Source organism: Priestia megaterium NBRC 15308 = ATCC 14581, from assembly GCF_000832985.1.
Lineage (GTDB): Bacteria > Bacillota > Bacilli > Bacillales > Bacillaceae_H > Priestia > Priestia megaterium.
In genome coordinates this window covers 3,261,711-3,281,872 of the sequence record NZ_CP009920.1, presented here as the reverse complement: position 1 = coordinate 3,281,872, position 20,162 = coordinate 3,261,711, and the positions used below count along the sequence as shown (strand labels likewise).

The following is a 20,162-nucleotide window of genomic DNA, read 5'->3' as shown; positions in this document are numbered from 1 at the left end:
ACTTTTTATAAAATCACCTGCGGTCTTGATGATTGGAATTGCTTGATCACATCATTCCAGTCATAAATAAGGCGAATACTATCTTCATTTGAAATCACTTTTCCCGTTTGTACTTCAATAAATTCAAGGTCGGTTAACGCATGAATTCCGTGCTTTTTGCCAGCCGGCAAGTGAATAATATCCCCTGCTTTTACGCGGCGAATGTAGTCATCAAGCGCAAGCTCTCCTTCTCCACGTACAATCGTCCATACTTCATCACGTAAATTATGATAGTGATACGTCGAGTTCTTTCCTTTTGAAATATGAATACGTTTTGTCACCATTTCAGTTTCTTCATCATACTTTGCATAATCTAACACGCGTGACCAGCCCCAAAGACGTTCTTCATACATTGGAGGGTAGTTCCAGTCGCCAATAATTTCTTTAATCTTAGGACTAGATGCTTTATCCGCAACTAAGATCCCATCTGGACTAGCGGCAACAACTACATCTTTTACGCCTAATACCGTAACCGGAATATCTAATTCATTCACTAAATGCGTATTAGCTGAGTCGTCCGTTAATACACCTTTTCCAATTTGAGATGTCGCCATTTCTTCCGTTAACGTATTCCATGTACCAAGATCTTTCCAGTACCCATCATACGGAAGCGCGACAATATGACTTGCCTTTTCCACCACTTCATAGTCAAAACTAATTTTAGGCAATGTTGCATATTCTTTATGTAGCGTTTCAAATTGAAGTGGAAGTTTTTTCTCTTGTAAAATTTGAAGCAAATAACCTAAACGAAACGCAAAAACGCCGCAGTTCCAAAGCGCACGCTGATTAATTAATCCAACAGCTGCTTCTTCACTCGGCTTTTCTGTAAAACAATCCACTGTAAAATAACTGTCCCCTTGTACCTTTCCTTCCGGCACGATGTACCCGTACTTAGATGAAGGATACGTAGGTGTAACACCCATTAACGCTAAATCCGCTTTTGAATCACGAAGCACACTTTCTAAATCTTTTACCCGTTCAAAAAATCCGTCTTCCACATAAGGGTCAACTGGCAACACCACAACGATTTCATCTTCAGATGCTTGCTCTTCGGAATGAAGATATGAAGCAGCTAAAGCAATCGCTGGAAACGTATCGCGGCGCTCAGGTTCAATAATCAACGGAATATCGGTGCCAACCTGACCTGTAATCATATCACGCTGAAGCTTAGACGTCGCAATAACCGTTGACTCATTTAACCCAACCGCTTCAATTTGACTCCAGACGCGCTGAACCATTGACTCTTTCTGTCCATCTCGTCCTTCTAATACCTTTAAAAACTGCTTCGAACGCGTATCATTTGATAACGGCCATAGACGCTTACCAGATCCACCCGATAACAATACAAGTTTCATTTATTTCCCTCCAATAAAAAAAGACCTGCTTCTTTGCAGCTCTTGCGTTTAGTTTATTTTAAATTGATTTTATCTGAGACTTACATCATTGAATTAATGAAACCTCTAAGTTATGAATCGTCTCTCTTCCAATAGAGTCGTACACCATAGTTGCACTTTTTACGCTTTCTAAGTCGTAACAGTTCCTACCATCAATGACAATTGGATTTTTCATTAGTTTGCTGTAATTTGCTAAATCAAAGTGTTTTACTTGATCCCATTCTGTAAAGATAAAGCAAACATCCGCATCTTTCAGTGTTTCTTCAATTGAATAACAATACGTGACGTCTTCTGGATGCACTTTCTTAAAGTTATCAATACCAATTGGATCCCAAGCCCTAACATTCGCTCCGTCTTCTAACATAAGCGGGATATTCACAAGCGTAGGTGCTTCTCGTAAGTCATCCGTTCCTGGCTTGAATGTTAGACCAAGCACAGCTACATTTAATCCTTTTAAATTATCAAAATACTTACGGGATTTTTTGATAAGCTTAAGCTTTTGATTTTCATTTACATCAATCGCAGCCTTTACTGTTTTTAACTCATAATCATGGAAATTCGCTAACCAATGCAATGCTTTAGTGTCCTTAGGAAAACAAGATCCGCCGTAGCCAATTCCTGCATTTAAAAACTTATTTCCAATACGACTATCGTGTCCCATGCCACGCGCCACGTCTTCAATATCTGCACCAATAATTTCACACAGATTCGCAATTTCATTAATAAACGATATTTTTAACGCTAAGAAATCATTAGATGCATACTTAATCATTTCAGCACTTTTTCTATTGGTTACGACAATTGGAGCATCAAAGTTTTTATATACTTCTTTTAATCTTTCACCAGCAACTTCTTCTTCTACTCCAATTACGATTCGAGAAGTATGCAATGTATCTTTTACAGCCGTTCCCTGTGATAAAAATTCTGGGTTTGAAGCAACATACACCTTTACATCATGTTTTAACTGAGATTTAATTAAATTCTCAATTTTATCGTTTGTACCAATTGGAACTGTTGATTTCACTACTACCACACAATCTTTTTCAATGCTAGCTGCAATTTGCTCGGCTACTCCATACACATAGCTTAGATTAGCTGAACCATCCGATTTTTCTGGCGTCCCAACACCTATAAAAATAACATCTGCATCTTTATAAGCTGCCTTATAATCAGTTGTAAAGTGCAAACGATCCATATTATTGTTCATTAACTCTTCAAGGCCCGGTTCATAGATAGGTGAAATACCGGATTTCATTAATGCTACCTTATGACTTTCTATGTCTACACAAGTAACATCATGATCATTTTCTGCGAGACAGACCCCCGTGACTAAGCCTACATATCCTGTTCCAGCTACTGATATTTTCATTTTATCCCACCTTTTATTTAGTTTGTCATTCGTAAAATAATTGAATAAAAATTTCTTTATAACTATTATTTAAGTCCAATTGAAATTAAATAGTAAATTATGAAACAGAGGAAGCATTGTTACATCTGCTTTCTGAATAAGCTACTATAAACTCCATAAAATAGATTTTTGTGTACAAAACGTAAAAATAATATTGATAGAAAAACATATACTAAAGTCCCTGATAGAATTTGTAAAAAAACAACAAGCATTTCTCCTAAGGATAATTTTCCTATGATCTCTATTACTTGATACATAATAAACCCAAATACTAAAAATGGTAAGCTATTCATAAAAAATTTATATATTTCTATTTCTTTACGAACAACTACAGTTTGCATAATACAAACAGTAGCCTCTGCTGCTACAGTTCCTATAACTGCACCTAGTGCGCCATATTTAGGTATTAATAAGAAGTTTACAGCTAAATTTATAACAGCCCCAGATAATACTGACAATATATATGATCTATCTTTTTTATTCGGTATTAAATGCTGAGTTCTTATAACATTAGCCCATGAATAAAAAATTATTGTTGGAGCTATATATACTAGTAATTGAATACAATCTACAAATCCTTCACCTAAGAACAAAGGAACAAACGTTTCTGCAATCCCCGCAATACCAAATGTCATTCCAATACTTAAAAACATGACAAATAACATAGAATTGGTAAGATATATCTTCGTTTTTTCTAAATTATTTTTCGCAACAAGATTTGCCATTCGAGGTAACATTACTGTTCCTAAAGCAGTTATTATTCCTAAAGGCATATTAATCATTTTTTCAGTATTATCAAATAAACCAGTCTGTGTCATTCCACTTAAAGTACCAATCATGATTTTATCCATAGTTTTATATAGACTCACAGCTATTACTGGGATAAATAGCATTAGATTAGGCTTAACGTGTAGGAGAACCTTGCTTATCTTAGGTCGAGTGAAAGAGACATGTTTATTTAAAAAAGCCCAAATCACAATTTGACTAAATAACGAACTAGAAGCCATAATTATAGTATATTTCCAAATATCATTAGGCGACTTAACAAATAAGAATATTAAAATAACAGTAACTAGCTTTACAGCTATATTTCTATTAACTACAATTTTGAATCGTTCTAGACCAAAGTAGAGCCAGTTAACATCAAATAGCGCAGAGATAACGACCATTAACTGAATCCAAGCCACTACAGTGTTAGCTTCACTTAGAATAATAATGTAAAGAACATACACACTAATACTTAAGCAAGCAAATATACATTGTAATACGTATATTTCACTGAATGTTTCACTTAACTTTTTTCTATTATCTCTCACAACTGCACAACTTCGATTCCCATAATTATTAACACCTAACATGGCAAATAAGATAAAGTACGTTGCTATTGAATACGTGAAAGAATATACACCTATTTTTTCGGGTCCCAATATTCTAGATAAATAAGGAGTCGTTAATAATGGCAATCCCATTGACAATAGTTGATAAATTAAACTATAAATATAATTTTTTCTTACACTTTCCATAATTAATCTCCGATAACCATAATTTTATTAAATAAAACCGTATCGTACTGGTTCTAGATACTTCCTTTTAATAATTTATAATAAACTTGGATAGTTTTATTGACATTTGTATCTGCACTAAAGTTCTCTTTTGCGAATTCCTTGGCATTCTCTCCCATCTGTAGACGAAGCTCTTTATTTTTCATTCTTTTACAACATTCTATAAATTCAAGGAATTCATTTACGTTAAACAATAAACCCGTTTTTTTATCAACTATAAGCTCTTGAGGACCACCAATGTCAGTACCAATAGAAGGTTTTCCCATGGAAGCAGCTTCAATTATAGATCTTGCAAAGTGGGGGCGAGTAAATGGAGCTACCATAACATCTGCACTTGCTATAAGCTGCACTACATCGTCCCGAAAAGGTAAGATGTGGACATGATCTAACATACTAGCTTCTTCTCTAATTTCAACAGCATACTTTGAGTTATCTTCAAGGTTATCTCCTACAAAGAAAAAATGTAACTGATCCTCCTCGTCTATGTGATCTCTAATTGCCTCAATTGCTTCTTTAACTCCATTCTGTGGAATAACCCTAGCTAAAGATAAGAAAATCAAGCTATTCTCTCTAATATTAAACTCTTTGCGTAAATCGTCTGATAATATGTCAGAGTTGTAGACATTCATGTCTACAAAATTATAAATGACTTCTAATTTATCATTAGAAACATCAATCGTTTTGGCATCAAATTTATCTATTGCTATGAAGAAATTAACATATTTGCGATTCATAATCTTTAGTATGTCTCCAAACATATTGTTTAATAAAGGCTCTCGCACATGACAAACAACTGGGATATGACTATTGTATTTTTTGATAGCTCTAGCTGCAATAAATAAACAAGTGGAATTCAAATGAACTATGTCGGGTTGAATATTACGAATATACTTCTTAATATACTTATAAGTTGGTATGATAGTCTTAATATTATGATAAAATAAACCTAAACTCATACCAGTAACTTCACTCCCATGAAAAGCTCCTAACCTATCATCAAAAATAACCCTTGCTCCCACTTTTTCAAATAATTCAATATTCCTTTTATCACTCATACAAATAACGATTGGTTCAAAAATTTTCTTATCCAATTTTTCGATAAGAAAACTTAAACTTCTAGGCGCTCCTCCTTGACTGGCACCGTGATGAATATATAGTATTTTTAGTTTGTTTTTCATATATTAAAAACTCTACTTTCTTTATATATCATAATTAATTTCTTATACAATATTGTAATCTTTAATTAGATATAAAATTTATATAAATTAACCTTTTGTAACGTCACTTCTAATTTCCGAAAATAAAATAAAACAAATTGCTCGGAACACCAATTTTTTCCTGACTACATGATTGATAATCTATTAATTCCCCTCGTTAATAAATTTATATTTTTAGTTAACGCTATGTCATCACATAAACAAATTTTCTGTTTTGAAAGTGAATATTATAAAAAGTACAAGCAATCAGCCGATTTTTAGAATATTTAGGTTTTTATTAAATATGTTTTTCTTCTTATTTGAAAAGATTAATTCAAGGTTTGCGCCTATATAGAATGCAAATATTGCAATACTATAAACGTTATTAAGGTTACCAGACATTGAACCTATAAGCATATGAACAATTAGGAAAATAGACATCATTTTTGAAGCTTTGGTTGTGCCATTGAATAAGACATACAGTTTTCTTATTACCTTAATAAACAAATAAAATGCGAATATTATACCATATTTCCAAATATAGTAAAAGAATGAACTCTCCGTATTAAATTCTTCGTTACCTAACTCCATCGCATTGTATCCATAAGTTGCACGAGTGTCGCCAAAACCATATCCAAATATGATTCTTGGTGAGTAAAGCTTATAAAATGCAGAAGATACATCATTTAAACGATATGACAACGTGTCATTATCATCAGGTGTCATAATTTGTATTTCGTCTATTCTGTGCGTTATTGCCTTGTAATAAAGATTCTCACTTTGTTTTAAATTATTTAAAATACAAGTAAAGGCAAGTACCAAAAGAAAAATAATTAGCAAATCTTTTAACAAGGTTAATTTAATTTTTCTCCAACTGATAAAAATGATTCTTAGACTATGTACCAATAAATAAGTAATCCATAGAGTACGAGTAAAAGATACTATAATTGAAAATAAAAAAAACACCTGTAAAATATAATATGTTATTGTTCCAGCTTTTTTAACAAATCTATCTTTGTAAACTGCAATAAAACTAGATAAGACGACAGCTGAACTAAACGTTAATCCAATTCCGAATGTCCTTTGGATGATCCCGTAATTTTCTAGATTAACAGAACCTGTCTTTAGGAAATTAACCCAATTTAAAAATAATGAGGTTATGATAAGCACTGCAAAAAGTATTAAGTTACTTTTTTGAAAAGAATAATTATTTTTAATATATTTCAAATATGAATAAGGTACAAAAAAATAAATAAATATTTTAAAGTCCCTGAAAATATTACCTATCGATGCAGATGAAAACAGCCCCATCAATAACATCGATATTAGAATAAAGTAAATTATAACCACTTTCTTTTTGATTCTATCATCACCTTTAGCAAATTTCTTTGCAAAAAGTGCTATTAACAACATAACAAGAATAAGATCAGAAGGAAATAAGTTACCTATTCTAAATAGATTATTATAATAAAAGCCAAATCCATAAGTAGTAATCATAAATAGTTGAAATATCTTATTTAAACTTTTATCAGAAATCATTTACTATGCCACCTACTTACTATTTCAAAAGAACTTTAAAAATATGAATTAAACCTACCGATCTTTACGATAACCCAGAGTGTGTATCAATACTCATTAAATTTCATTTCACATTCTATAAATAAAAAGATAAGAGTTTAATCTCACAATTATTTAATTAAAAATGTTTAAGAATAATACTATTGAATAAGCCCATCTAATTTAAGGTTATGATAAGCACAATAAAAAATCTAATATATTATATAGCCCATAATCCGTTTCGTTTACCATGTGCATGAAATTGTTTCTTTTAATCATTTAAAAATAAATTAGTTTATTTTCCTTATAAACCGTGCTGGATTCCCTGCCCATATTTCATTTTTAGGAACAGACTTAGTTATCACAGAACCTGCCCCGATTATAGAACAATCTCCAATTTCTACGCCTTTTAAAATTAAACTATTTGCTCCAATAAAGACATCATTACCAATTTTTATAGGAGAAGACTTTATTGAATCATCAAGTATTTTCCTTCTTTTCAAGTAATCTAATGAATGAAAATCCGTGTCATATATTTCACATCCACCACCAATTTTGACGTTATCACCAATAATTATACTATTACTACAACATATAGTGGAGTTAGACAATCCAGAGTTTTCTCCTATTATTAAACTTGCATTATTAATTACATAAAATACAGTTTGCTGCTTTCCACCTACTGGGTTGGCATAAGGAGACGAATTAATTACAGTTCCATCTTTTATAGTAATTTTCCCTCTTCCTATTATTTTGATTGATCCACGGACTTTTACTTTATTTCCTATATCGACGTATTTCATGCGAAAAACAATATAATTACGAAGTTTAGATGGTAAAAACCTTAGTTCTTTAAGTAGCTTTCTAATTTCTAACACCCCTCATATATCTAATTCAGTTTTATTAGAATGTATAAATTTTCTAATAAAATTAGCAAATGGTGTTTTCCTTATGAACTTCGCAATTAGAAATCTGGCTATGGATCTACTTCTGATTAAACTAGCTTGAAAGTTTGATAAGCCATGATTTATTGAAATCTGTTTACATTCCCGTGTTGTAACTTTAATATAGTTTTTTTGGTTTTCACCGCCTAGGCGCATAAAGGCCAAATCTTTATCCAAATATTGAAAAGTGGCAGAGTTATCATACATGCGAATTAATAATTCATAGTCCATACTGCACCTATAATTAATATTAAATAGTCCATGTTTTTCATAACATCTTTTTCTTACGAATACAGTTGGATGTACTATAGGAAACCTTTTGTTAAAACCTGTTAAATCACTTTCCGATTTATATCTATACTTTTCTCCGTTACCAAACATAATTGCATTACCGTATAATACGTCTGTATTGTCTTCTATATCTTTAACTACAGTGTTTAGAGCATTAGGAGCAAGCATGTCATCTGAATTTATTATCCCTATAATTTCACCTGTTGCCATTTTAATGCCTTTATTAAATGCATCACTAATTCCTTTATCAGGTTCACTAATCCACTTAGTAACCACATTTTTATATTTTTTTATAATATTCAAAGTATTATCGGTTGAGCCTCCATCTATAATTAGATACTCTAAATTTGGATAGTTTTGGGCCTGGATACTTTGAATAGTTTCCTCCAATGTCTTTTCACTATTATAAGTGATTGTAATTATTGAAATTTTCATATTACTGCTCTTTTCTCATTATTAATTTATTTAATGAATTATTTGAAAACAATATCCTCATTTACTGTATTTAATAATTACATTAAGATGGTTAGATTTATTGCTATAGTGTATTAAACATTTCCCTATAACCATTATTATCTATTTTTTCTATATTTTTTATTAATGCATATTGTTTAGCTTTTCGAGAAACATTTTGAAATTCTTTTTCATCCATATCGGCATAGGACTCCAAAGCTTTAACATACAACTCAAGGTTATCTAATGGAAATACAAAACCTGCCTCATGTAAATCTAAGTCACTCCAAGGCGTTTGGTCACTTACTATACAAAGGCATCCGGCAGACAACGCTTCTTGGATAACATGGCCATAGTTTTCTCCCAAAGTTGGAAATAAAAATAAATGATAAGGTTTTAAATTTTCAACTACTTTCTCAGATTCAATATTTCCTTTCCAAGACCAATCTATATTTTTGGGAAGAGATTTCAGTTCTTTTTCACATTTCTCCCAATAATCCTCTACATGTTTCGGTCCATAAATTGTAAATTCCACTTGCGATCGAACACTTTTTAATATTTGAATAGTTCCTAGCAAATTTTTCTTAGGTGCTATTCTTGAAATCCACACTACTCGTAAGCTTCCAGCTTCTTTATGTTTTTTTATAGAAGTGCCATCTACTTTTCTAGGGAGGTCTTCCGCTATAAAGAAATTATCATGTATTTTAATTTGTTGAGCGATTTCATCGATTTCCATAGGAGAAGTTGCGGACCAATAGATATTTTTAAATAATCCCAGTGAATTGAATATTGTAGTAAATATTTTTTTCTTTTTATATTTTAGCTGAAATTCCATTGGGGAGAAAAGCCCCATGGCCGCTACAACAACGGGCTTTTTTATAAACCCTAATCGTTTTAAAATGAGCGTATGAACTGCATAATCATTAAAGCATCCACAAATATATAATAGGTCCACTTGTTTAGCTAAAGTTTTAATAACTTTAAAAGTAAAACCTTTAGGAGGAACATAGAAAACTTTTGCTTTGCCCACTTGATTCCACTCATTTACTTTAATATTAGGATAAGGCTCTACATCACCATGATCACGATCACAAGTAAGAATGTGAAAATTATACTCATCACCTATAAAGTCAATGAGATTTTTGATAGATCTAACTGGACCGCCGTCTTTGTATCCTGGCAAGTACCTTCCCATAATAATTAATATATTTTTCTTGCCCTTACTCATGGTATTGCTCCTTTTTTAATAATGGTAATTAAGCTTTTAAATCTTCCACTTGTTTCATTTTTTTATCATACTTTTCACACTCATACATCTTCGCATCCACCAAAAAACGATACCAATAAGCTTGAAGAAAATGAAAAATCTTCCCTTCTGGACCATCAAGAAATCCCAACCTTATATAATATCGGTAAATAAAATACAAATGAGCACGAAAGAATTTTGGTACCCTATAGTATCCCTTATTTTTTACAATACGTTTCCCTTTTGCTTGTTTAGTAGACTGACCGCTTTCTAATGAGTTATTACTTTCAAATGCTTTTTCCATTGTCAATTGATGATCTAGAACTTCACGATTACTGTACCAATTATGTTTGTTCGTCCACCATTCTAGATCTTTTGTATTGTTATCCATTAAATCATTTTTAAACTGAATTGTTTTTCCTTCAGATAAAATCATGTGCTCATCCATAATTTTTTGTTCACACATTGCTTTTCCTGTTTTAAAAATTCTTAACAACAGTTCAGGATATCTACCGCCATGCTTAATCCAGCGCCCCATAAAGTAGACTCTTCTACGAAGTACAACACCGTTAATATCTTCACTTAGTTTAGGTAAATTTTGATCAATTTCTAATGCTAACTCTTCTAACAACTCTTCATCCGCATCCATTCGCATAGACCACTGTGTAGTAATATTAGTTTGAGTTAGTCCCCAATTTAATTGAGTCGCATAATCCACCCATTTATTTTGATAAAAGTCTAAGGAACTACCGATTTTTTGCAATTCTTGGTTTAGTTCGCTACAAAGCTTTTCCGTTTCATCTGTACTAAAGCTATCAACAATTACAAACCTACTCGCGATTCCCCTAAAAGACTCTATACACTTCCTTAAGTTTTTTTCTTCATTCTTTGTAAGGATAACCACCGTTAAATCTACCATATTTCCTCCTATCCAAATTAGATGTAACTTTAATCTTTATTATTTTCTGCAATTTAGACAAACCGATTACTAATATTAATGTTACAAGTATAAACTCTAATAGGTTAATTATAGATTTATCAATTAAATCTAAACTAAAAGCATGAATTAAATACAGTTCATATGAATATTTACCCGTTTGATATAAGAATTGATTTTGAAATATAAATGGTACAGCCATAGTAATTACTATGATACTAAGTGCTATAGGTAAGACAGTAAATAAGGATATAGTATTTGAAATTAAATAAGGTAATTTCTTTACTAGACTTAATTGACTAAAAACAGTTACAAATAAGCCAAACATTCCTATTAACATAAAATATACAGTAACTTTTTTACTAGACAAAATTTCAACGATACGATCTATATACAAGCTTAATAAAACTCCTAAAGGAAATGAAAACATTTGTCTTGCCTTTAGAAATGGCATATCAGGATTGGCAAAAAATAAACTTTCTGTTACAAACCATAATAAGAAACCAGCAATTAAATAATAATGAAAATTATATTTTGAAATTAAAATATAAACTTTTAATTTCGTTACCGCCCAAAATAAAATATAACAAATAATTAAATATTGCATGTACCAGCCATATGGAGTGGCTGGTGTAATAAAAAATAAATCTTTAATTACTACACCAATGTCCCATTTGTGTGTTACTCCTAAGCCTATAAGTTCGACAATCCAGTATGGAATTATTACTTTAATAATCTTCTTTTTCCAATAATCTTTTAGAGCATCCGCTTCACCATATTTTTCTTTGTTTATTTTATAGGAAGTAAATAACCCATACCCAGAGCAGATTAGGAAAAGAGAAACACCTACTCCCCCGATAAATTGTATATTGGATACTCCTAATGTTGCTCCAACATGTCCCCAAACTACCATTAATATAGCTAGTGATTTAAGAACAGTCGTATGATTCCTATCCATTAATCTATATTTTTGAATTCTATTATTCTTTTTTAAAAAGAATCCTAAATAAAAAAATGCTAATACTAAAGTAAAAAATGTAAATTTCGCCATATCCCTATCTCCTAGGATTGTACTTTTTTAATTAATCTCGCAGGATTGCCAGCGATAATACTATTTTTTTCAAAATATCCTGATACTACTGCTCCCGCACCTACAACACATCCATCTTCTAGTACAGTTCCCTTTAATATTAAAGAGTTACATCCAATAAAACAGTTCTCTCCTATAACAACTGGTCGTGTACCAATCTTCTCTTTATTATCAGCATTACGTGCCTCAATTTCTAAAGGATGGAAATCATTATCTAAAATCTTTGCGTTTCCACCAATATGAGTGTTCTTTCCAATCTTAACTGATTTTCTAGCATAAATAGTCGCACCAGACATTCCAACATTGTCACCAATGTGTATTTCTGCTTCTGATGTTCTAGTTACAATAATCGTTCGTTGGTAAAGGCCTACTAAATTTGATAAAAACGAAGATTTTATTACGACATTTCTTCCTATTTTTAGGGTCGCTCCTTTTTTATTAAAGATTACAGGTACACCTTTTAACAAAAGGTTTTTCCCATAGTCGATTTTCATAGCTTTCATTAATAGCTTAAACCAATTGCTATTCATTCTATAGATATCCTTTCTAGATATTAATCATCAATTATGAAGATTTAATTTCTCCGATATATTTGTGTACAGAGACATCTTTTGTTAAATTACTTACTAAATAATCCCTTCCACGTTCACTCATTCCAGCTAGTACATTACTTTCTTTTTCATTCAGAAAAGTATTAATAATATTTTCAATTTCTTCGTAGTTTCCTGGTTCCGTTACGTAACCACACTTAGTATCTTCTATTATCAATCTAGCTTCTGAATTCTCTTCTAAAGCGCCGATAATTGGCTTACCTGCTGCAATAATTCCATATAATTTACTCGGAACCGATACGCCTTTAATACCTTTTGCATTTAAGCACCAGTGAACATCGCCTGCGTTTAAGCTGTAAACTAAATCAGCTTTATCTTGATATGGAATGAATTTGACGTTATCTAAATCATGATTTTCTTTATAAGAGACAAGTTTTTCTTTAATAGAACCTTCCCCTATAAATGCAAAAACAACATCGTCACGATGTTTGAACTTATTAATAACATTCATCAGGTTTTCTAGGTCATAGTAAAGACCCAAGTTACCTGAATACATCACTACAAATTTCCCTTCCAAACCATACTTCTTTTTAAAAGCTACTACTTTTTCGTGATTAGATGGTAAAGGATAAATTTCTTTTTCATTCGTCCAGTTGTTAATAAAAGCATAGCTTGGCACTCTCTTGTATTTAAATCTCTTTTTTAGCGTTTCAACCATATCTCGACCTACTACAATTACTTTATCGGCTTGTTTACAGCTAAATTTATCAAAACTCATCATCATTTTTAAAACAAATTTATTTTTGCTGTATCCAACCGCCATCGTTTGTTCTGGATTGAAGTCTTGAATATTGTAGATATACTTTGCTCGTTTCATCCATTTCCCCCATACTCCTAATAGACCTCCAAGTATAGGTGGCTGAGAAATAGAATAAACATAGTCCATTTTTCCAACTTTAAAAGTAGCTACTACAGCCCCAAAGAAATAGGCAAGAATATTTTTAACTCGGCTAATTTTATTGCTTTTAGAAAACTCTGGAACGCGAATTCGAAGAATATTTACATCATTAATTACTTCTTTATGGAACATTTTCACTTTATATTCAGGAGATACCTTCCCTGTGTAAGAAGGCACAACACATATAACTGTTATATCAAACTCTTCAAGCATACCTTCTGCTAATTCTTTTAATAATTGACCTGTAGACGCTACATCAGGTGTATAGTAATGTGCGTATATTAGAAGTTTTCTCTTTTCCGTTTTCGATTTTACAACCATTAATCAATCTCTTTCCTATTATAATTTATATTTTTTACTGCTTTCGTACATTAACAAAAACAAAAATAACTTGCTAAGTATTTAACTCAGCAAGCCATCCTCCTATATTTCGGAAAAAGGTAAGCTACTATTATTAATCAAACATCACCTTAATCTTCTCTTCGCTTTCAACCTTCTTCATGTCCGCTTCCACCATAATGCGAACTAATTCTTCAAACGAAGTCTTAGTGGGGTTCCACTTTAATAAAGTCTTGGCTTTAGTTGGATCACCTAACAATTGATCCACTTCTGCAGGACGGAAGAACTTAGGATCGATTTCTACGATCACTTCACCCGTTGCTTTATTTGTTCCTTTTTCTTCTAGACCTTCACCGCTCCACTCAATTTCAATGCCTGTATGTTTGAATGCAAGCTGTACAAATTCACGTACTGAGTGCATTTCACCAGTCGCAATAACAAAATCTTCAGGTTTATCGTGTTGAAGAATTAACCACATGCATTCTACATAGTCTTTTGCGTAACCCCAGTCACGTAAAGAGTCTAAGTTTCCAAGCGTTAATTTTTGCTGCTTGCCTTGCGCGATACGTGAAGCAGCAAGCGTAATTTTACGTGTTACGAACGTTTCGCCGCGGCGCTCTGATTCATGGTTAAATAAAATACCGTTTACTGCAAACATGCTATAAGATTCACGGTAGTTCTTTGTAATCCAAAAGCCGTAAATTTTCGCTACGCCATATGGAGAACGAGGGTAGAAAGGTGTTGTTTCCTTTTGTGGTACTTCTTGAACTTTTCCGTACAGTTCAGATGTAGAAGCTTGGTACACACGTGTTTTATCTGTTAACCCTAAAATACGTACAGCTTCAAGAATGTTTAACGTACCTTTTGCATCAACATCTAATGTATATCCAGGCATATCAAAAGACACACGTACATGTGACTGTGCAGCTAGATTGTAAATTTCATCTGGCTGAATGTCACCAATAATACGAGTAACATTTAATGCATCTGTTACGTCACCATAGTGAAGGTGGAAGTTTGAGTTGTTTAATAATGCGCTCGCTGCTTCTTCTGTTAAAAGATCTTCTAGACGCTCTTGGTTATAAGAAGAGCTGCGGCGAATTAGTCCGTGCACTTCATAGCCTTTTTCTAGTAAAAGTTCTGCTAAGTATGATCCATCTTGTCCTGTTACACCTGTAATTAATGCTGTTTTCATCGTATCCTCCATATATATCAACTGTTATTTTAGTATTTAATTTAATTGAAGTTTTTAATTATTTTGCTGCAGCTAGTTCGTTATCTAAAAACCACTGATACGCTTTTTGAAGACCGTCTTCTAAAGCTGTTTCTGCTTTCCAGCCAAGACTGTTCAATTTTGTTACGTCTACTAGTTTACGAGGCGTTCCGTCTGGTTTTGACGTATCAAACTGAATATTTCCTTCATAACCAACAACTGCTTTTACTTTTTCGCCAAGTTCTTTAATCGTAATATCTTCTCCCACACCGATATTAACGATTTCATTGCCTTCATATGTATTCATTAAGAATACGCACGCATCTGCTAGGTCATCTGAATATAGAAATTCACGTTTTGGTGTGCCTGTTCCCCACATTTCAACAAACGGCGCATTGCTTTCTTTCGCTTCATGGAACTTACGAAGCAGTGCAGGAAGAACGTGTGATGTATGAAGGTCAAAATTGTCGTTTGGACCGTAAAGGTTAGTAGGCATTGCCGAGATATATTTTGTTCCGTACTGACGGTTATAGGATTCACACATTTTGATTCCAGCAATTTTAGCAATTGCATACGGTTCGTTTGTTGGCTCCAGCTCACCTGTTAGTAAGTATTCTTCTTTTAATGGCTGAGGCGCTAATTTTGGATAAATACATGTACTTCCTAGGAATAATAGTTTCTCTACATCATTGCGATATGCTGCATCAATAATATTTGATTGAATCAATAAGTTATCGTGAATAAATTCCGCTGGATATTCATTGTTTGCCACAATACCACCTACTTTAGCGGCTGCTAAGAAAACAAATTCTGGCTTTTCTTCAGCAAAGAATGCGTCTACTGTCGGCTTGTCTCTTAAATCTAGCTCAGCGCTTGTGCGATACACTAGATTGCTATAGCCTTTTTCTTGTAGTTTTCGTACGATAGCTGAACCGACGAGACCTCTATGACCAGCTACGTAAATTTTCGAATTTTTGTTCATTTTAAGACACCAGCTTTCCTTGATTTAATAAGCATTTTTCGAGCCAAACAGCATAAAAATAGTTCGGCATATAATTTTAATATCGGCCGTTAGGGAACGTGTTGTTATGTATGTTAAATCTAATTCGACCATTTCTTCAAACCCTACGTTACTTCTTCCGCTTACTTGCCATAGTCCTGTACAGCCAGGAGTGACAAGCAATCTTTGCATTTGATATTCTGTATACTCGATTACTTCTCTTACAAGCGGCGGCCGTGGACCTACTAGACTCATATCGCCTTTTAAGACGTTGATTAACTGAGGCAGTTCATCAATACTAGTTTTCCTGATGAATCTCCCTATTTTCGTGATACGCGGATCATTTTTCATTTTAAACATCGCACCCGTAGCTTCATTTTGTTCAAGCAATGCAGCTAATTTTGCTTCGGCATCTGAAACCATGGAACGAAATTTGTACATATTAAATTCTTCACCATTTTTCCCCACTCTTTTTTGAGAAAAGAAAATTGAACCTTTCGGGTCTTCGAGCTTTATTAAAAGACCAACAATAAGAAAAACAACAAACAAAACAAGTAAACCGACGATTGCTCCTGCTATATCTACACATCTCTTCGCCAAAAGGTACCCGGCTTGATTATTAGGCTGAACTTTCTTTTGTACCACTTGTGTTTGTTGAATAGAAGTTTCCGTTTTAGGTTCAGCAATTGATGGCAACGCAACTCACTCCTTCTATTCTACTCTATTTCTACCGGCTTCTTCGTTTCTTTTTTCAATAAATCTTCCATAATTGTTAATAAATTATCTCGTAAATCCTCATGTTGAAGAGCAAATTCAATAGTTGTCTGAATAAATCCTAGCTTTTCTCCTACATCATAGCGCTTGCCTTCAAAGTCATACGCAAATACACGCTGAATTTCATTTAGCTTTTGAATAGCATCGGTTAATTGAATTTCACCGCCTGCTCCGACTTCTTGTTCTTCTAAAAATTTAAAGATTTCAGGAGTGAAGACGTAGCGCCCCATGATTGCTAGATTCGAAGGAGCTGTACCCGCGGCTGGTTTTTCTACAAATGTATTCACTTGGTGACGGCGGCCGTCGTTTGAAATTGGATCTACGATGCCATAGCGATGCGTTTGATTTTCAGAAACCGTTTGCACGCCTATTACGGACGAAAGAGTTTGTTCATATTCATTCATTAATTGACGAAGACAAGGTGTTTCTGCTTGGACAATATCATCGCCTAACAACACGGCAAATGGTTCATCGCCGATAAAGTTACGAGCACACCATACAGCGTGACCTAATCCTTTTGGTTCTTTTTGACGGATATAGTGAATATCAACATTTGAGGATTGACGCACTTTTTCTAAAATATCGAATTTTTCTTTTTCAACTAAATTATTTTCAAGTTCTGGAGCATAATCAAAATGATCTTCAATCGCGCGTTTTCCTTTGCCCGTTACGATGATGATGTCTTCAATACCCGATTGAACCGCTTCTTCGACGATATATTGAATAGTTGGTTTATCAACGATTGGAAGCATTTCTTTTGGCATTGCTTTCGTTGCTGGTAAAAAACGAGTGCCGAGTCCAGCAGCTGGAATAATAGCTTTTTTAATTTTTTTCATCCTCATTCACTCCTTGTTTCTTCCTATTTATATATACTTTTTGTAAGCACTTACGAACAAGCTGCAGCAACAGCGCATTCGTAAGTGCTTATAAATTAATTGGGGCATTTAACCCCACCTCACACCACACTCCTGACAACAAACGTGTCTAAGGTAGTTTTCTACCCACAGTGCAGCCGAGTGCCTCCTTTGATAGTGGCTGAGGAGACATCACCATACATATTGCGCTTTATATGACTTTTCTTGAATATTCATCCTTCACTAGATAAAAATTAAAAACTTGTCTTTAATTTCAACAAGTTTCTAAGGCTTCGATACTTTATCTACAATGATTTTTTATAGTTCATTTATCTTATCTATTCTCAATTATTTCTATAAGATTTTATTAACAGTCATTAGACCTATAACTTATGAAGCAATCGCAAAATTAATGTTATCACAAAAATAGGAAAAGAGGGATGAATTTTTTTGTCGAAATTTGCGATATAACAAGGTTTTTGAATGAAAAGATAATATTTTCGCTTCAAAAGACCTTTTTATGTCGTTAAATGCTGATAGTCTCATATTCTTCTAAATTTAGTAATATGTTAGAACTTCTGTCACCCATACTTGAAATAATTGATATTTCTATATGAAAATATTTTAGAAGAGGATTTATATATAGAGAGACACATGAATATTTCTTGCATTTTCACTGCTTTTCTCTTACGATATGAAGATAAATCTAAAAACAAAAGGAATTTTTTGTATGATATTAAAAAGAATTTGTGTTGTTGCGATGATACTTGCTATTTCCCATTTTTCCCACACACCTCACCTTCAAGTGACGGACCCAAACTCTTGGAGCAATGCTTCAGTCTGGAATCATAAAGCCACTCTCTGGTCTGTGTTACATCCTGGCAGTGAATTTTATACGTCTTATACATACGGCTTTAACCTAGAGTTTATCTTGCGTAAAATTGCTCATATCTCTTTCTTCGGCTTGTTAGCCCTATTAATTTACTGGAATTTGAAAAAAAATTCATGGAGATATGTAAAAGCGTGGGTTTTACTCGCTTGTTTTGCTTTTTTAGACGAACTGCATCAAGCGTTTATTATTGGACGCGACGGGCGAATTATTGATGTGGCTATCGATTCATTTGGTGGGGCGCTGTTTTTATTTTTACTATACAGATACAAAAAGATCTCTAGAATATAGAGATCTTTTTTACATATATACTTATGATTGCTTCTTTTCTTAACACTTTATTTTTCTCTCCCGGAATTATATAGTTTGTTTTTCAAATATTCATATGGATAAACTACAATTTTTGGGCTAAATCTTTTCTCCCCTTTACAAACCACAAGAAGGCCGTTATTAGACTTCTTTTATGTAGTTTAGCGTCTTAAACAGACTATATCCTATACCCGTCCCTAAAGTGTTCAAGAGAACGTCATCAATATCTGTCCACCGATTTGGCATAAATAGTTGAACTATTTCAATGAGTACAGAAAAGAACATTCCCACGAGGAAACTTTTTGGCAAATTATCTATTTTCCTAAATCTCATAGCTAAGAAAAAACCAAACGGTAAAAACAAAATAATATTTCCTATATTATTTAGAATAAAGTCGCTAAATGAATGATGAAATAATAAATCCCTCATTGTGTAGAATGGCACAAGATTGATGCCACCTTTTCCTTCACCAATGCCTAACGAACTTTCTGGAAACATGGTTAACCTAAGGACAAGCAGAATAGAAACTAAAAATAAAACATTAATAGAATTCCTCTTTAACATTAAAGACATCTCCTAGAGTTGTTAATTGGAAAACACTCCATTTTATAATTCCTTATCTAAAAAACAAGTTTTGTTTTCAACGAAACAAAATAAATTAAGTAGGAAAAATTATAGTACTCTTTTTTATAATAGCTATAATTAATTCTCTTTAATAATATTTCCTACAACCAAATATCCTTATCTTCACTAATAATCTTAGCTTGTACTCCTCAAAGTGTAAACTTAGTAACTGCTTAGCTTCTTCCATCCCTTTTTAGCATTTCTCGATATAATCTTGATAGTAAATCAGCTTTACCTTTTCATTACTAATATTATGTTCGGCAATTATTTTTCTTTCTAACTGTTTATAGCTGGCTAGCCAAGTTTGCCCATTTATTCATGTTGACTTCAACAAAAGCCTACTATCATAGATTGTACTATACGCTTCATAAAGGGTTAAATAACGATTTAACTTAAAACATAGGGGGATTTTGTTCGACTGATAATGTTTGTTACACATGGAATAATGACGCTTGTATGTGAGAGGTGAACTTTGAGTGTTACTCTTTGACGAGAAACACCTTCGACTCTTAAATAAAAAAAGGTTATCTAAGT

The 20,162-nt window shown here is 32.9% G+C and carries 18 protein-coding genes; 1 reads left to right on the top strand and 17 read right to left on the bottom strand.

The window, feature by feature from the left end:
• Positions 1-5: 5 nt before the first annotated feature.
• From BG04_RS17155 to galU, 16 genes are all read right to left on the bottom strand, one after another.
• Positions 6-1,394: a sugar phosphate nucleotidyltransferase gene (locus BG04_RS17155; RefSeq protein WP_034653746.1), complete on the bottom strand. Its 1,389-nt coding sequence runs from the start codon at positions 1,392-1,394 to the stop codon at positions 6-8.
• An 85-nt stretch (positions 1,395-1,479) separates the two neighbouring features.
• Complete coding sequence (locus BG04_RS17150) at positions 1,480-2,802, bottom strand: UDP-glucose dehydrogenase family protein (protein WP_034653749.1); 1,323 nt, start codon at positions 2,800-2,802, stop codon at positions 1,480-1,482.
• A gap of 119 nt (positions 2,803-2,921) precedes the next feature.
• Positions 2,922-4,364 carry a flippase gene (locus BG04_RS17145; protein WP_034653751.1) on the bottom strand — a complete coding sequence of 481 codons (1,443 nt, stop codon included), beginning with the start codon at positions 4,362-4,364 and terminating at the stop codon, positions 2,922-2,924.
• Between the two features lie 53 nt (positions 4,365-4,417).
• The gene (locus tag BG04_RS17140) at positions 4,418-5,581 is read right to left on the bottom strand and encodes a glycosyltransferase family 4 protein (protein ID WP_034653754.1); all 1,164 of its coding nucleotides are present in this window, start codon (positions 5,579-5,581) and stop codon (positions 4,418-4,420) included.
• Between the two features lie 285 nt (positions 5,582-5,866).
• Positions 5,867-7,138: an O-antigen polymerase gene (locus tag BG04_RS17135; RefSeq protein WP_034653756.1), complete on the bottom strand. Its 1,272-nt coding sequence runs from the start codon at positions 7,136-7,138 to the stop codon at positions 5,867-5,869.
• A 308-nt stretch (positions 7,139-7,446) separates the two neighbouring features.
• Positions 7,447-8,034, bottom strand: a complete 588-nt coding sequence (locus BG04_RS17130) for an acyltransferase (protein ID WP_051975626.1) — start codon at positions 8,032-8,034, stop codon at positions 7,447-7,449.
• Positions 8,035-8,037: 3 nt separating this feature from the next.
• On the bottom strand, positions 8,038-8,826 hold the full coding sequence (locus BG04_RS17125; RefSeq protein WP_051975627.1) for a glycosyltransferase family 2 protein: 789 nt from the start codon (positions 8,824-8,826) through the stop codon (positions 8,038-8,040).
• A 103-nt stretch (positions 8,827-8,929) separates the two neighbouring features.
• Positions 8,930-10,072, bottom strand: coding sequence for a glycosyltransferase family 4 protein (locus BG04_RS17120; protein WP_034653757.1), 1,143 nt, complete (start codon positions 10,070-10,072; stop codon positions 8,930-8,932).
• Positions 10,073-10,100: 28 nt separating this feature from the next.
• Positions 10,101-11,009 carry a glycosyltransferase family 2 protein gene (locus tag BG04_RS17115; RefSeq protein WP_034653759.1) on the bottom strand — a complete coding sequence of 303 codons (909 nt, stop codon included), beginning with the start codon at positions 11,007-11,009 and terminating at the stop codon, positions 10,101-10,103.
• Positions 10,972-12,078, bottom strand: a complete 1,107-nt coding sequence (locus BG04_RS17110; RefSeq protein ID WP_034653761.1) for an acyltransferase family protein — start codon at positions 12,076-12,078, stop codon at positions 10,972-10,974. The genes BG04_RS17115 and BG04_RS17110 overlap by 38 nt, the downstream gene beginning before the upstream one ends.
• Positions 12,079-12,089: 11 nt before the next feature.
• Entirely contained in the window at positions 12,090-12,647 is a 558-nt protein-coding gene (locus BG04_RS17105; RefSeq protein ID WP_051975628.1) for an acyltransferase, read from the bottom strand.
• Between the two features lie 34 nt (positions 12,648-12,681).
• The gene (locus tag BG04_RS17100) at positions 12,682-13,947 is read right to left on the bottom strand and encodes a glycosyltransferase family 4 protein (RefSeq protein WP_034653765.1); all 1,266 of its coding nucleotides are present in this window, start codon (positions 13,945-13,947) and stop codon (positions 12,682-12,684) included.
• Positions 13,948-14,080: 133 nt separating this feature from the next.
• A complete protein-coding gene (gene gmd, locus BG04_RS17095; protein WP_034653770.1) occupies positions 14,081-15,160 on the bottom strand; it encodes a GDP-mannose 4,6-dehydratase in 1,080 nt (359 codons plus the stop codon).
• 58 nt (positions 15,161-15,218) lie between these two features.
• The gene (fcl, locus tag BG04_RS17090) at positions 15,219-16,160 is read right to left on the bottom strand and encodes a GDP-L-fucose synthase (protein WP_034653772.1); all 942 of its coding nucleotides are present in this window, start codon (positions 16,158-16,160) and stop codon (positions 15,219-15,221) included.
• 24 nt (positions 16,161-16,184) lie between these two features.
• Positions 16,185-16,823 carry a sugar transferase gene (locus tag BG04_RS17085; protein WP_230586622.1) on the bottom strand — a complete coding sequence of 213 codons (639 nt, stop codon included), beginning with the start codon at positions 16,821-16,823 and terminating at the stop codon, positions 16,185-16,187.
• A gap of 71 nt (positions 16,824-16,894) precedes the next feature.
• A complete protein-coding gene (gene galU, locus BG04_RS17080) occupies positions 16,895-17,788 on the bottom strand; it encodes a UTP--glucose-1-phosphate uridylyltransferase GalU (protein WP_034653775.1) in 894 nt (297 codons plus the stop codon).
• Between the two features lie 748 nt (positions 17,789-18,536).
• Here galU and BG04_RS17075 point away from each other — a divergent pair.
• On the top strand, positions 18,537-18,986 hold the full coding sequence (locus BG04_RS17075; RefSeq protein WP_211186279.1) for a VanZ family protein: 450 nt from the start codon (positions 18,537-18,539) through the stop codon (positions 18,984-18,986).
• 159 nt (positions 18,987-19,145) lie between these two features.
• Here the strand turns inward: BG04_RS17075 and BG04_RS17070 are convergent, their stop codons facing one another.
• A complete protein-coding gene (locus BG04_RS17070; RefSeq protein WP_051975629.1) occupies positions 19,146-19,568 on the bottom strand; it encodes a VanZ family protein in 423 nt (140 codons plus the stop codon).
• Between the last annotated feature and the right edge of the window lie 594 nt (positions 19,569-20,162).